This window comes from Aurantivibrio plasticivorans (assembly GCF_055392955.1).
Window position 1 is genome coordinate 1,594,493 of sequence record NZ_AP036020.1, and the last position, 15,314, is coordinate 1,609,806.

The window sequence follows — 15,314 nt, forward strand, 5'->3', positions numbered from 1 at the left end:
TTGAAGATACGAGGAACCGATGAAGCATTTACTGGTATTGTTACTACTTACCGTCAAATCTGGAATATGTTTTTCTCAGCAGCCACTTCACCACGTTGTACATAGCCATACTGTACATAGCCATGGATCGGCCGATCTTGCTCTGGTTTATGATAGCAATCGACTTTATTTCGAGCTGGAGTCCCCGTTAGCCAACTTTTTAGGTTTTGAACACGAACCGCTTACCGATCAACAGAGAGCAGAGGTTCAACGTATATCGAGATTATTGCAGCAACCTGAAGAGTTGATTGAGTTAAGCCCCTCTTGCGAGCTAGTCAGTATAGCTATTGATTTTCCATTTTTAGAACCGGGAGATGACCAAACATCAGAGAACGGGTTTGGTAAGGCAAATGTTGATCATCAGGAAGAGGCTAGAGATGATTCTCACAAAGATGTGAAACTATCTTATCAATGGTTGTGTGCTAGTAGAATACCGCCAAAAATTCAGATCAAACTATTCGAACAGTTTTCAGGGTTTGAGGATATAAGCACTCAGTGGATCATTAACGGTATGCAAGGTTCAACACCATTGAATAAGAACGCTAATAGCCTAAAATTTTAATGGCTGATGAAGTGAGTTCAGCGTTATGCTGATAAAAATATCGGTCACCTGTTCGATGAGCTATTTAGCTCTTCCTATGCTTTTCTACACTATCGTCTTTGCCATAGGGAGCTTCAAAAACTTGCGTCGTTAAAGGCGCTTTGCTGGGTGAGGTTGCGATATGACGAGGTGTGTCACTAGCTTCACGCATTTTATTTTCGAGTGATTTGCAATGTCGGATCCGATTCGCATTAGCGCAGTACCTACAAATGTCATTACCGGGTTTCTTGGTGTAGGAAAAACCACGGCTATTATCAATTTGTTAAAGCAAAAGCGTTGCAATGAACGCTGGGCGGTTCTTGTTAACGAGTTTGGCGAGGTGGGTATAGATGGCGAGCTATTTCAGGGGCAGTTTTCGGAGGAGCGTGGGGTATTTATTCGAGAAGTCCCTGGCGGCTGTATGTGTTGCTCTTCGGGGTTCTCAATGCAGATCGCGCTTGCTCAACTATTGAATCGAGCTAAGCCGCATCGATTATTAATTGAGCCTACGGGGCTAGGTCACCCTATAGAAGTGTTGCAAGTACTTTCAGCTGATCACTATCGTGATACGCTTGAGATCCAAAAAACCGTGACGTTGGTAGACGCGAGACAGCTATCTAATCCGAAGTTCTACACGCATCAAACTTATCAGCAGCACGTGGAGGTATCGGATGTTATTGTGGGCAATAAAGTCGACCTTTACTCCAATAAGGATAAAGAAAGTCTTAAAGCGCTCTACGACAGTCATAATTCGAGTAAGACACTAGTGTTCGCGAGAGAGGGGCGTTTTGATGTTTCTCTGTTGACGGGGTGCACTCTCAATCAAGCGGCCAAGTCAGCTGGGATGCCTAGATTTCAGCTTTTGGATGATTTGGGTAAGGATTGGGCAGATGCTTTCTCTGAAACCGGTGTTGTAGAGGTTGAGAATGCCGGCAATGGTTACCGAAGTCGGGGTTGGCGCTTTTCTGCGGATCAGGTATTCAACTATGATTCCTTATTTACTTGGTTTAGTGGGCTGCAGGTTGAACGAGCCAAGGGAGTCTTTATCACCGATCGAGGTGTATTTGGCTATAACTTGAGTGGCGACGTTTTGACGGAAATTGAGCTGGACGACTGCTTGGGTAGCAAGGTTGAAGTTATAAACCCTGTTGACCAGGAGCTCACGCTCATTGATCCCAGCAATTGCTTGGTATCAGTCTAGCCGTCTGTGTTTCATGTTAGATATCTTATTTGCTACACTGCTTTTCGGTAGGCTGCTGACGTCGTTTGGTAGGCTTCTAACTCTCCTTTTGCAGATCACTGGGAATTTTATCGAAAATGGCGACTGCTAGTATCAAGACAATTTTAAAAAGTGCGGAACAAACCTGTAGCGAGACGGGGGCAAGGCTTACCGCAAAGCGTCGCAATGTGCTAGAAACGTTGTTGAGAAGTCGGCGCGCGTTATCGCCCTATGAAATTGCGGATTGTTATAAGGAGTATTTCGATGATTCGCTGCCGGTAATGTCTATTTATCGCATGCTTGATTTTTTGGCCGAAGAAAACCTGGTCCACAAGCTTAGCTCAATTAACAAATTTATCGCGTGCTCGCATATAGCCTGTGATCACACTCACGATGTTCCGCAATTTATGATATGTGATTCATGTGAGGATGTGAGCGAAATCGGTATCAAAAAAGAGATTATCGATGCTATTCGCGCTAGCCTAAAACAGGTTGACTTTACGCTGGGTACTCCTCAACTAGAGTTACATGGCGTGTGCAAATCTTGCAGTCAGCTTAAAGCGTAGACAGTACCTTTACTGACGCGTTTATTCTTCATAGATCTCTATTCGATCAACTGTCATCGTGTAAGCGGATGTGCCCAGCATCGTACTGTTAATCTCCGTTTTTACAGTTCCCTCAATCCAAAACGGGTCATATAACACATCAACTACAAGACCTTTTGGGAACTCTGCATAAATAATTTGATTCGGCGGTGGCGGTGGCAAATGCAAGCAGGCTCCAAAATAGGGAACAAGAAAGAAACTGGTTATGCGCTGATCTTCATCGCTATCCAGTGGTACGACAAATCCGGGTATGCGAATTTTCTTATCGTTAAACTCAGGAATGATTTGCGTAGACTTTAACGCGCGTCCGTAGGGTGAGTTTTTGTTGAGCTCGCCGATCTTCTCAATCGAGTCATCGATGGACCCATCTGGGATTTCGTCGATTACGCTAGGCGGGTTTAATAGAGCGACTAAATCTTCCTCTGGGATTAGGTCTACCCATTGAATAGTTTGATACTCTGAGTCTTCGCGGGCGGTGGTGTCAGCGGCCACAGCCTGATAACTGTTGTTTGGTAGAATCCACAAAACAGACACGCATAAACCTATTACTAAGCCGCTACTCATGCCGATGAATGTTTTGATCTGGCTGCGCATTAGGACTAGCCCTCAATTGGCGTTTTTGATTATGATATGTTATCACACTGTGGATTGCTTTGTGTGTTAGATTGCATCGGTCTGCGTTCGTAGCAACAATAACACCATACTTTTTAGATGTTGAATCCCAACCTACTAATCAGCAAGGAGACTTGACTTGAGCCCTTATACGCCTCCTGCCATTCGTGTGCGTGATCTTGGTTTTTCTTATTCCAGGGGGCAAAGTGAGCAGGTGCTGCGTGTTGATGATTGGCAAGTTGAAAGTCAGCAGCAAGTGTTTCTCTATGGGCCGTCTGGTTCGGGGAAAACCACATTGTTGAATTTATTGTCGGGCATGCTTGTTGCGCAAGAGGGTGAAGTGGTGGTGCTCGGTCATTCGTTGTCGTCGTTGAGTGCGGCAAAGCGCGATAGGTTCCGCGCCAACCATATTGGCTTTATTCATCAGCAATTCAATCTCGTACCGTACTTGTCGGTGTGGGATAACTTGCGTTTGGCAATTCATTTCAGTTCTTCCCAAACTAAGTTAGCCCATAGTAGAGATAATGCCACTACTTTGCTCGAACGTTTGCAGTTGCCCAGTGAAGTAATGGATCGAACCCCCACTCAACTCAGTGTCGGCCAGCAGCAGCGAGTCGCTATTGCGAGAGCGTTAATTAATCGACCGGAAATTATTATTGCCGACGAACCCACTTCTGCATTGGATGCCGATGCGAAAGATGGTTTTATTACGCTGTTGCGAGAGGTTGTTGACGAATCCAACGCTACACTAGTTTTCGTGAGTCATGACATGAGTTTGTCGACGGCATTTGATGAAGTCGTTGACCTTCGATCATTGAATACTAACGAGAAGGTGACGGTATGTTAGGGCGAATTGCAGGGCGGAGTCTATGGAGTCGTCGAGGAGCGATTGCGCTGACTATTTTTTCCATTGCATTGAGCACGGCTATTCTCTCAATCGTTGAGCATGTCCGCGTCGAAGCTAAAAACAGTTTTGGCAAAACCGTATCGAGTGTAGACCTTATCGTTGGTGCAAGGACCGGACAACTTAACTTGCTTTTGTATTCCGTCTTTCGAATGGGTAGCGCGACCAACAACATTGACTACTCGAGCTATCAGGACATCGTCAGTCATCCTCAGGTCGCTTGGTCAATTCCAATTTCATTGGGAGACTCTCATCGTGGTTATCGTGTTATGGGAACCACCAGTGATTATTTTGAGCATTTTAAATATGGACAACAACAGCCGTTAGAGTTTAGCAGCGGTGTTGCATTCACCAAAGTGTTCGGTGCCGTTCTCGGTTACGAGGTCGCGCAAACACTCGGTTATCGGATTGGAGACAATATTACACTGCAACATGGTATCGGTAGCACGAGCTTCGTTGAACACAATGAAAATCCGTTTACCGTGGTAGGCATTTTATCCCCAACAGGGACACCCGTTGATAGAACCGTTCACATTAGCTTGGCTGGTTTGGAAGCCATTCATTTAGGTTGGAGTGGTGGCGTCCAGCTGGCGAATTCCGAGGTAACAGTAGAGAATTTTTCGCTTGATGGCCCAATACTAAAAGAACTGCAGCCGGAATCAATTACTGCATTTATGCTGGGATTACGTTCAAAAGTTGCTACGTTTAGTTTGCAACGACAGATTAACAATTTTTCTAAAGAACCATTGACGGCGCTCTTACCTGGTGTGGCGCTCGCAGAGCTTTGGCAAATGATGGCGATGTTCGAGCAAGTGCTGCAATTGATTTCGCTGCTAGTACTTGTCGCTGCTTTATTCGGCATGGCCGCTGTCCTACTCACCGCGTTAAGGGAGCGAAAGCAAGAACTGTTGTTGTTACGTACATTAGGTGCCTCTCCAAGATTCATATTATTGTTTGTCGAATGTGAAGTATTGGTCGTTACTGCCGCCGGTTTGATTGCAGGCTTTCTTTCTGCGTGGTGTGGTTTGCTTATAGGGAGGCACTATCTTGAATCTGAATTTGGTTTATTTATTAGCGGTAATATGTTTAGTGTTTCTACTTTGATTGTCGCACTCTCCATTTTTGCCGGTGGGTTAATTATTGGCATACTACCAGCTGTAGCCGCTTACCGAGTGTCTCTTAAAGCGAGTCGTTAATATTTCCGCAATAACGAGTCGCGACCACTTTGCCGCTAGTTACACCATTCATCTAGCTTACCTTGCAAATTTATTTTGCAACTTGATAAATTTTTTCTTCTTGGATGTTGATCACTGATGTATGACTGATTAATTCTGGTCGATCACGTTGTTGTGTGGCGCTCAAATCTTCTTTTGAGTGAGTGACCTCGAAGCGTGAGAGGTTCATCGCACTATTTCATAGTGCTACGAAAAATAGGGGAGTTTCTCGGTGAGCTGCGTTAGGATAGGCGATTCAAAAATCTACTGCTAAGTTATCATCGATTACTTATTAGTTGGATCGCTGGCTTTTTTATTACCTAAGTCAGCCTATAAAAATATTGGGCTTCCGGTATTGCTGGATTTTTTACTCGTCACGGAGGATTTGTTGTGTCTAAGCAACTATTTGTTCGATCTCTTCTTGCTCTTTCTATTTCTTCTATTTTTTCCTATTCCGGTGTTGCTTCAGCACAGTTGATGGATTCTGACAGCGATGGTATGCCCGATGATTGGGAAAACTTTTATGCGCTTGATTCATTCAACTCTATAGATGCAAACGAAGATGCAGACCTCGACGGGCTATCGAATTTTAATGAATATATTGCAAAAACGAATCCGAAAAATCCCGACTCTGATTTCGATTCATTCCAGGATGGAGTGGATATCGAACCCACTGATCCGCTAGTAGCGGAAGATAGCGATAACGATGGTTTGCCCAACGGTTGGGAAATCCGCTTCAATCTCGACCCTAATTTTAGCAGTGATGCGTCGAATGACTTCGATTTTGATGGGCTTACAGCATTACAAGAATATCAAGCGAATACCTATCCTACGCGTCAAGATTCCGACGGCGATGGTGTTATAGATGGCCAGGATATTCGCCCAGCCGATCCTCTTTATCATACCGACTCCGATGGTGATGGTTTGCCGGATGCGTATGAAAACGCATATGCATTTTTGGATCCCTATTTTCTGCCTGATGCGACAGACGATTTTGATAGTGACCAAGTATCAAACCGCGTCGAATTCGATCAAGACACTAACCCAGCGTTACCGGATACCGATGGAGATGGCGTCTGGGACTCAGATGACCTTTATCCCACCAATGCTGAGTATGCCTTTGATACAGATTTCGATGGCCTACCCGATGCTTGGGAGCAACAAATTTTTAGCGACGCATTCCGCCCTAATTGGTGGGAAGACTTCGATGGTGACGAGCTACACAACTTAGCGGAATTCGAAAAATCAACTGACCCTCAAAATACCGACAGCGATGGTGACTGGGTTTACGATGGTCACGATCAGTATCCCCTGGATTCTCGCTACATGCGGGACGATGACAAAGATGGCATGCCATCCGAATTCGAGTGGTTGTTTGGCTTTTCAGACTTAATGGCGCTTGATGGCGGCATGGATTTAGATGGCGATCAGTTAAGTAATTCCTTCGAATTTATTTTGGGCACATCTCCTGATAATCCAGACTCCGATTACGATGGCGTCATGGATGGTGAAGACCTGTGGCCAACCGACCGTACCAAGGCGCTAGATACCGACGCGGACGGCCTTCCCGATTCTTGGGAGGTGATTAATGGTTTTGATTGGATGACACCATTTGATGCCGTATCTGATGACGATTTTGATGATCTTACCGTTCTGGATGAATACCGCTTAGGTACTGATCCACGCAAACAGGATACTGATGGTGATGGTGTTTGGGACGGTGAAGACGTTGCACCGCTCAATAATGCTTATTCTCTCGATAACGACAATGATGGCCTTCCAGTTGAATACGAAGAAGTATTTTACTTCTTAGATGATTTCAACCCAATCGATGGTTCTGATGATTGGGATGGCGACCAGCTTACCAATCGCCAAGAATTCGAACTCGGAACTAATCCAGATGCTCCCGATACCGACAACGATGGTTTTGCTGATGACGATGACTATCGGCCACTTGATCCACAAATTCGTGAGCAATTTGAATACGACGAAGATGGTGATGGGATACCCAATCAATACGAATGGGATAATGGTCTAGATGCATTTCGTGATGATGGCGAAGAAGACCTCGACGGCGACCGTTTTTCTAACCTGCATGAGTATTTGTTGGGTGCTGATCCGAATAACCCCGATAGTGATGATGATGGTGCTTATGATGGTGATGAACATTTTCCGCTTGATTCGCGCTATCGCTGGGATATGGATCGCGATGGCATGCCCGAGCAGTATGAAATGCTTAACGGAACGAATGACTGGGATACATACGATGGTGCCGACGATCCTGATTACGATGGATTAAATAACTCACAAGAATACTTCGCGGGTACAGATCCTCATCACCCCGATACAGATTTGGATGGAGTGAACGACGGTGAAGATTTGTGGCCAACAGATCGTACCAAAGCCCTCGATGATGATCATGATGGCCTGCCCAATGCGTGGGAAATTATTAATGGTTTTGATCCACTCAATTCTTTTGACGCGCAGCAGGATTTTGATGAGTTCGATGGCTCGTCGGACGGATTGACATTATTGGGTGAATACCTTGCCGGTACTGATTGGCGAAAGGTTGATACCGATGGCGATGGTGTCTGGGATGGTGAAGACGTTGCTCCGCTTAATAAAAATTATTCCCTGGATAACGACAATGATGGGCTTCCGGTTGAATACGAAGAGCAATATTTTTTCTTAAATGATTTTAACTCCTTTGATGCAACAGAAGATTGGGATGGAGATCAGCTGACCAATCTACAAGAATTCGAACTCGGTACTAATCCGGATGCTCCCGATACCGACAACGATGGCTTTTATGATGGCGATGACTATCGACCGCGTGACTCGCTGGTTCGTGAGCAATTTGAATACGACGAAGATGGTGATGGGATACCCAATCAATATGAATGGGATAACGGTTTAGATGCATGGCGTGATGATGGCTGGGAAGACATTGATGGCGACCGACTGTCTAATCTTCAAGAATATTTGTTGGGCACTGATCCGAATAACCCCGATAGTGATGATGATGGCGCTTATGACGGGGATGAGCATTTTCCGCTTGATGCCCGTTATCGCTGGGATATGGATCGTGATGGCATGCCCGAGCAGTATGAAATGCTTAACGGTACGAATGATTGGAATACCTATGATGGTGCGGAAGATCCAGATTACGACCAGCTGAATAATTCACAAGAGTTTTTTGCGGGAACCAAGCCGAACCTAAATGACACTGACTTTGACGGTGTTGTCGACGGTGAAGACTTTTGGCCTTTAAGCCCAACTAAAGCACTAGATTCTGATAATGATGGTATGGCCGATGCTTGGGAGGTTTTAGACGGTTTAGATCCAAATTTTCCAAACGATGCATTAGATGATTTGGATAGTGATGGGGCAACTAACCTCGAAGAATTTATCAGCGGCACAGATATCAATTCTCCAGATACAGACCTGGATGGTGTTAATGATGGAGAAGACCATTACCCGTTAAGCGCGCTTTATGCTTTGGATTCAGATGGTGATGGAATCGCAGATGAATATGAAAATGCGCACCCATTCGCGCTAAGTCCGCTTAATGGAGAAGATGCCAATCTCGATTTTGATTTCGATTTTCTTACAAATGCAGAAGAGTTTGTTCTCGGGACAAATCCTGAATTAATCGATACTGATGGAGATGGCTTTAGTGATAGTGATGATTTTTACCCACTAGATGGTGATCCCATCACAGGGGTTGCGTTTGACCACGACCAAGACGGTCTTCCGGAAAATTGGGAATATGAAAACGGACTAAGTGATTACAACCCGAGTGATGCTCATGAGGATTTTGATAGGGATCAGCTCACAAATATCGAAGAGTTTAAGTTGGGTAGTGATCCACTAGATCAGGATACCGATGGAGATGGCTGGCCTGATAGTCAAGATCGATACGTTCTGAATTCTTTGTATCACCAGGATTGGGATCGGGACACGCTTCCTGACGTTTGGGAAACGTTTTATGGGCTTAACCCATCTAATACGTATGACGCGCTTCTTGACCCAGATAATGATGGCCTCAACAACATCGAAGAGTTTAAAACCGGAGGAGATCCGTTTGGACCTGGTGTCGCTGATAGTGATGGTGACGGCATCGGAGACTTTGATGAAATTGCCAACGGTTTAAATCCTAGCGACCCGAGTGATGCGACGGAAGACTGGGATGGCGACCTGCTCAATAACAGAGAAGAAATTGCCGCTGGCACCGACCTCAATAGCTGGGATTCTGATTTCGATGGATTACCCGATGGCTTTGAGGTGCAATATGGCTTTAACCCTGTTGTTGATAGCGGGGAAAGTCATCAAGATAGCGACGGCGATGGTTTAACAAATTTCGTTGAGTGGAGTGTTGGTACTGACCCAACAAAGGCCGACACTGATGGGGATCTCGTTGCTGATGGCGACGATGAATTTCCATTTGATTCAAACGAATGGGCCGACACAGATGGGGATGGTGTTGGCGATAACGCTGATGCCTTCCCGAACGACGCAACTGAAGTTGCCGATAACGACAACGATGGCATCGGTGATGTGGCCGACACGGACGACGATAACGATCAAATGCCAGATGCGTGGGAATTGGCAAACAACTTTGATCCGTTATCGGCAATCGATGCGGCGCAAGATGTTGATGAAGATCGCTACACCAATTTACGAGAGTTTGAATTAGCGAGTGATCCCAATGATGTTGCAAGCCCAGGTAGCCCGTTCTTGCAATCTGGAGTTATCCAATCAGTGTCGAGTAGCAGTTGGACGACGGTAGCACTGGACCACGAATACGCTTCGATGGTTGTGGTAGCGGCGCCTGTTTATGACCTTCCGCAAGCACCGATGGTTGTAAGAGTTCGCAACGCCGTGAGTAACACGTTTGAAATGAAGCTTGATCGCGCTGATGGAAACAGCACCGAAGCGAATGCCGACGTTCACTTCACTGTCGTCGAAGAGGGTGATTACCAGTTGGCAACTCACGGTATTACTATGGAGGCTGTGAAGTACTTGAGCACTGTCACTGATCGAAAAGGAAGGTGGACCGGAGAGGCGGCGTTGTACATTAATAGTTATGTGCAGCCTGTCCTGGTTGGTCAGGTTATGTCGGCAAACGACCCAGATTTCTCGGTGTTCTGGTCGCGTGGCAGCTCGGTTAAAAATAGCGCGTCGGCAACCGATCTGTTCGTGGGTAAAAATATTGCGGAAGATCCCGACACAACCCGTGCAGATGAAACCATTGGCTATATCGTTATGGAAGAGGGTAGCGGCGAAATTAATGGCTATCTCTATGAAGCTGCAATGGGTGCGGATGTTGTTGATGGTCTCAATGGCAATGGTTACGATTACTCGCTGCAGACAATCACGGATGTCACAGCAGCTGTCGCAAGTCAAAGCGGTATGGATGGTGGTAATGGCGGCTGGGCAGTGTTGCGTCAAACGCCTGGTGCCGGAATCCTCCCTGTTGCGATTGATGAAGACCAACTCAAAGACAACGAAAGAAGCCACACCTCTGAGGAAGTCAGCTATATCGTTTTCGGACAAGAATAACGCCGCGTTTTATCCATTGCTTTTTATAGGCCCGCACAATGCGGGCCTAGTTATACATGGGCCTTTTAATTTTTAATCTGTCGCTTTTGATGTATTACTCTATAAAGTTGGCCCCATCTTATTGAAGAATTTTCTCTACCTTCTCAAAACCTAATCTACACTGAAGAGTACACGACGTGCTTCCCGTGCCGTGAAACCTCAAAAATGTCAGGATTAGGTTGTCAGTATGAACGCAAACTCTGTTCAATTTCGATTGTTTACCGCGGTATTAGTGAGCTTTTTGATTCTAATTGGTGCGGGTGTATGGATTATTACCCACCCGGATATGTCGAGTGCCTCGGCCACGTTCCTCTTGCTTGGCGCTGGTATTGTATGTCTGGTAGGCCTAATAGTCTTTATGCGCATGCAATTGAGTGGGCCGTTTGCTCACTTGATGTCCGCTGTAGATATGCTGCGCGAAGGTGATTATCGTCATAGCATTGCCGAATTACTTGGTGACGAGTTTGGTGTTTTATCGAGAACGTTAGAGCGCGTGCGGGTATTTATTGGTGGAACCTTGGACGATCTACAGGTTAACAGCCAGCATCTTACGGAAGCAAGTAAGCAGCTGGACAAAATGGCGGTCGACATTTCGCGAACCACCGTCGAGCAGAACGATCTGACTCACCAAGTGGCTACAGCGATAGAACAGATGGAGGCCGCTTCACGTGAAGTCGCTACAAATGCTGTCGAGACATCTGATACCACTAAAAATGCAGCAGAGCTAGCCAAAGAAGGTAATGGCGCAATGAGTATTGCGCAGGAAAATATGCGTCGATTGGTATCGGAGACAGAAAATACTACGGTGGCCATCAGCAAATTGGCGGATGAGTCGAACAAAGTAGGCTCGGTTTTGGATGTCATTAAAGGTATTGCTGAGCAAACGAACTTGCTTGCATTAAACGCCGCAATTGAAGCGGCCCGCGCGGGAGAGCAGGGCAGAGGCTTCGCGGTTGTTGCCGATGAAGTACGTTCTCTTGCACAAAAAACACAGCAGTCGACGGTTGAAATACAGACTATTCTTGAGAACATTCAGGCCGGCGCAAATGACGCGCTGGTTGCGATGAATACGGGGAAAACTCAAACCGAAGAGACGTCGAGCAAAGTTGAGACTGCTGATCAGCACTTGCGCGAGATAGTCAATGCGGTGTCTATTATCAATGAGCGTAATGCGCATATCGCGACAGCGGCAGAGGAGCAAACAGCCGTAGCGCGTTCGTTGGCCGAGTTGATTGACCGCATTAACACCTTGGCGAAAGAAACGTCTCGAGAAAGTACAGACGCCGAAGCATTGAGCGGTAAGTTAAATTCACTGACTAATGCCTTCAACCAAAAACTAGATCAAATGACTAAACGATAAGGTTTCACTGGATTTTAGAGCTCGTTACTCCGTGCTGACACTAAATAGTTTAGCCCGTACTGTTTTTCGATACTCATGGGGGCTAGTTTGATAGTGAGTTTTGAATAGTCGCGAAAAGTAACTGACATCCGTGTAACCGACTTTAAAGGCTATCTCGCCAATGTTTAAGTTGCTGGTCTGAAGTAATTCCTTCGCTGTGTTTAGCCTTAGTTCTTGCAAATAATCGAGCGGTGTTTTCCCTGTTGCCGCTTTGAATCTTCTATTGAACGTCCGTGTGCTCATATCGAACAGTTCAGCAAGGAGAGATACTTTTACCTCCTCGGAAAAGTGATCTTGCATCCACAGCTGAGCTTGTAAAACAGTTTCATCTGAGTGTTTGTCAATATTCCCTTCAAAATACCGCAAGCTTTCGTATGAGCGTCGAATCTCGTGTGAGAAATGCCGTTCTACGTGATGGGCAATCGGTAAACTGTATAACTTCTGGATAAAATGCACTGTCAGATCTGCAAGTGAATTCACACTCGCTGCGCAATAGATTTCACCCGCTTGTGTAATAAAGTAATCGCGCTTGAGTTTAACTTTTGGATAATGTTGGGCGAACTCGTCGAAATAATACCAGTGGGTTGTCGCGGGCTTACCATCGAGTAATCCTGCTTCCGCGAGAAAGCAGCAGCCAGTGCCAACGCCGGCGATGGTTGCTCCTCGTTCCGCTGCCTGTTGTAGCCAGTGAGTAACCCCGGGATTATTTCGAATGATTCGCTGTGGATTGCGCCATAGGGAGGGGACAAAAATGATGTCGCCAGCGGGTGCTGTTGATAATGTATATTCTGGAATGATCGGTAAACCAGCTCGCGTTTTTACTCGCCGGATACTGGTCGCTACGGTATCTATCGACAGTGAATGTTGGCCACGCTGCCGACTGTCCGCAACACTTTGAGCGGCTGATAACATCTCTGCAGGTAGGCTCGCACTGGTGGCCAGCATCTCGTCCACTAGCAGAAATTGCACGCGGTGCGTCAATGGGTGGTGACTAGCTGTCATGTAAAGCCTCTGCCGTAGAGTCTCTATTGCTTGGATGGCTATAATGCCATATAGAATGGCTGAAACGCCATCATTTATGGCCTATCTTCGTGACTAGAATGTACCCATCAGCCGACCTGTTCTTTGGTCGATATCGTTTCGATTACAGCTTCTGGAATCAAGTCTTATGTCTAATACGCGTTTACCTGTCATTGTTGGTTTTGGTGGATTCAATGCTGCTGGTCGTAGCTCTGGCCATCAAAGTTACCGTCGTATGATTTTGGAGAGCCTTCCTTCAGATCAGGTTGCTGATACGGTTGCTGGTCTTGCGACATTAACGGGTATGGTTGAGGCAATAGACGGCGGTAAATACAGCGACGGTCAGGGCAAGGAATACACCAAAGCGCAGGTGGGTGAAATTTATAAAGAGGCCATCGAAGCTGCGACGTTGATTCGACGTGTCGAGACAAGCCACTTTGACCCTGATGCGACTCATTGGCACAAGAAGATGTCGATGTCTGCAGTGGGAGGTAGCGAACTCACTTTTGAGGTGTCACGAAAGCACTTGCCCGAACCTATTCCCTCTAGCTGGACGCTCTCAGAAGGAGAGGGTGGCAAGGTACGGGTGACTCTATCTGAGCCTCTTGATATAAAAATTGACAGTTATCGTGATTTTCCTGTGAAGTCGGCCGGTCAGTTACCCACCGGGTTCGACCCCAGCGCACATTACAATTCGCGGTTTCATCCACGCGGGTTGCAAATGACAATCCTTGGCGCATCCGATGCCGTACATTCCTTAGGTATGCCGTGGGAAAAGATCGTGGATGCAGTACGTCCCGATGAAATTGGCGTTTACTCTGGAAGCGTACTGTCGCAAATGGACGAGTACAGTAACGCTGGGCTAGCGCAATCGCGGATGAAAGGCGCTCGAGTTTCATCGAAACAGTTGGCAATGGGAATGAACACCATGCCAGCGGACTTTGTAAACGCCTACGTGCTTGGAAGTGTTGGTGTCACTGGCAGTGCGGTAGGCGCGTGCGCGACCTTTTTGTATACGCTGCGACAGGGTATTGAAGATATTCAAAGTGGTCGCCGCCGCGTGGTCATGGTTGGCGCGGCGGAAGCGCCAGTGAACCCTGAATTTATGGAAGGTTTCGATGCAATGAGTGCATTGGCATCGGATGCAAACCTCAAACATCTCGATGGTTGTGACATTCCTAATTATCGAAGAGCGAGTCGTCCGTTTGGTGAAAACTGCGGTTTTGTTATTGGTGAGTCTGCACAGTATGTTGTGCTTATGGATGATGAGCTGGCGTTTGAATTGGGTGCCGATATTTACGGTGCCGTGCCGAATGTCTATATCAATGCTGACGGCTACAAAAAATCAATTTCTGCCCCAGGGCCTGGGAACTACATCACGTTCGCAAAAGCTGTGGCTGCAACGCAAGCCATTATTGGTGAGCAAGCGATAAAAGAGCGCAGCGTTGTACAAGCTCACGGTTCGAGTACTCCTGCAAATAGAACCAGTGAATCATTAATTTTTGATCGCATTGCGAAAGCGTTTGGTATCGAGCATTGGCCAGTAGGTGCGGTTAAAGCCTATGTTGGTCACACCATTGGACCCGCAAGTGCAGACCAGCTCATTGCCACACTTGGTTTATATCAACATGGAATTCTGCCCGGAATTAAAACAATTGATCGTGTGGCAGACGACGTGCATGCAGATCGCTTAGCTATTTCTAATACGGATGTTGATCTGTCTGATAATCCTCCCGTTGTTAGTTTCTTAAACTCCAAAGGTTTTGGTGGTAACAATGCTACCGCGTCAGTGTTGTCCGCAAGTTACACGGAATCGATGCTTGCTAAACGTTACGGTAAAAAAGCATTTAGCGAGTATGCCAACCGGCGTGAAGGTACTAGAGAGGTTGCGCAACAATATGTTGAAAAAGCTAACTTGGGTCAATTGGATGCGATTTATCGTTTCGGTGAAGGCATGATTGATGAATCAGAGATCCAATTTGGCGATCAGGAAATGTCCATTCCTTCTTTTAAAAATAGTGTTTCACTCGATATTCCAAATCCCTTTGATGATATGGTGGAATAAATCAGACGGGGTAAATCTTTGTTGTAACGGAAAAAGGGTGCTATGGAGCATCCTTT

The 15,314-nt window shown here is 46.2% G+C and carries 11 protein-coding genes; 8 read left to right on the forward strand and 3 right to left on the reverse strand.

The genetic code is table 11. The features are described from left to right. The first annotated feature begins 19 nt into the window (after positions 1-19). The 3 genes from ACZ5NB_RS07145 to ACZ5NB_RS07155 all read left to right on the forward strand — a co-directional run bounded on the left by ACZ5NB_RS07145 (position 20) and on the right by ACZ5NB_RS07155 (position 2,404). Entirely contained in the window at positions 20-601 is a 582-nt protein-coding gene (locus ACZ5NB_RS07145) for a ZrgA family zinc uptake protein (RefSeq protein WP_460232343.1), read from the forward strand. Between the two features lie 211 nt (positions 602-812). After that, entirely contained in the window at positions 813-1,820 is a 1,008-nt protein-coding gene (locus ACZ5NB_RS07150; protein ID WP_464107890.1) for a CobW family GTP-binding protein, read from the forward strand. Between the two features lie 116 nt (positions 1,821-1,936). Continuing rightward, positions 1,937-2,404 carry a transcriptional repressor gene (locus tag ACZ5NB_RS07155; RefSeq protein WP_460232346.1) on the forward strand — a complete coding sequence of 156 codons (468 nt, stop codon included), beginning with the start codon at positions 1,937-1,939 and terminating at the stop codon, positions 2,402-2,404. Positions 2,405-2,425: 21 nt separating this feature from the next. Here the strand turns inward: ACZ5NB_RS07155 and ACZ5NB_RS07160 are convergent, their stop codons facing one another. Further along, the gene (locus ACZ5NB_RS07160) at positions 2,426-3,037 is read right to left on the reverse strand and encodes a DUF3299 domain-containing protein (protein WP_460232347.1); all 612 of its coding nucleotides are present in this window, start codon (positions 3,035-3,037) and stop codon (positions 2,426-2,428) included. 157 nt (positions 3,038-3,194) lie between these two features. Here ACZ5NB_RS07160 and ACZ5NB_RS07165 point away from each other — a divergent pair, with 157 nt between their 5' ends. Both ACZ5NB_RS07165 and ACZ5NB_RS07170 read left to right on the forward strand, forming a co-directional pair. Next, entirely contained in the window at positions 3,195-3,902 is a 708-nt protein-coding gene (locus ACZ5NB_RS07165; protein WP_460232348.1) for an ABC transporter ATP-binding protein, read from the forward strand. Next, positions 3,896-5,155, forward strand: coding sequence for an ABC transporter permease (locus ACZ5NB_RS07170; RefSeq protein ID WP_460232349.1), 1,260 nt, complete (start codon positions 3,896-3,898; stop codon positions 5,153-5,155). Before ACZ5NB_RS07165 ends, ACZ5NB_RS07170 begins: the two co-directional genes overlap by 7 nt. A 70-nt stretch (positions 5,156-5,225) precedes the next feature. On the opposite strand, the gene ACZ5NB_RS07175 is transcribed toward ACZ5NB_RS07170, so the two are convergent. Continuing rightward, entirely contained in the window at positions 5,226-5,363 is a 138-nt protein-coding gene (locus tag ACZ5NB_RS07175; protein ID WP_460232350.1) for a hypothetical protein, read from the reverse strand. A gap of 200 nt (positions 5,364-5,563) precedes the next feature. On the opposite strand from ACZ5NB_RS07175, the gene ACZ5NB_RS07180 reads away from it, so the two are divergent. Further along, the gene (locus ACZ5NB_RS07180; protein ID WP_464107891.1) at positions 5,564-10,735 is read left to right on the forward strand and encodes a hypothetical protein; all 5,172 of its coding nucleotides are present in this window, start codon (positions 5,564-5,566) and stop codon (positions 10,733-10,735) included. A 226-nt stretch (positions 10,736-10,961) separates the two neighbouring features. Continuing rightward, positions 10,962-12,134, forward strand: coding sequence for a methyl-accepting chemotaxis protein (locus ACZ5NB_RS07185; RefSeq protein WP_464107892.1), 1,173 nt, complete (start codon positions 10,962-10,964; stop codon positions 12,132-12,134). 24 nt (positions 12,135-12,158) lie between these two features. Here ACZ5NB_RS07185 and ACZ5NB_RS07190 read toward each other — a convergent pair whose 3' ends face one another. Then, complete coding sequence (locus ACZ5NB_RS07190) at positions 12,159-13,175, reverse strand: GlxA family transcriptional regulator (RefSeq protein ID WP_464107893.1); 1,017 nt, start codon at positions 13,173-13,175, stop codon at positions 12,159-12,161. Positions 13,176-13,341: 166 nt separating this feature from the next. Here ACZ5NB_RS07190 and ACZ5NB_RS07195 point away from each other — a divergent pair, with 166 nt between their 5' ends. Next, positions 13,342-15,258 carry a beta-ketoacyl synthase gene (locus ACZ5NB_RS07195; protein WP_464107894.1) on the forward strand — a complete coding sequence of 639 codons (1,917 nt, stop codon included), beginning with the start codon at positions 13,342-13,344 and terminating at the stop codon, positions 15,256-15,258. Positions 15,259-15,314 lie beyond the last annotated feature (56 nt).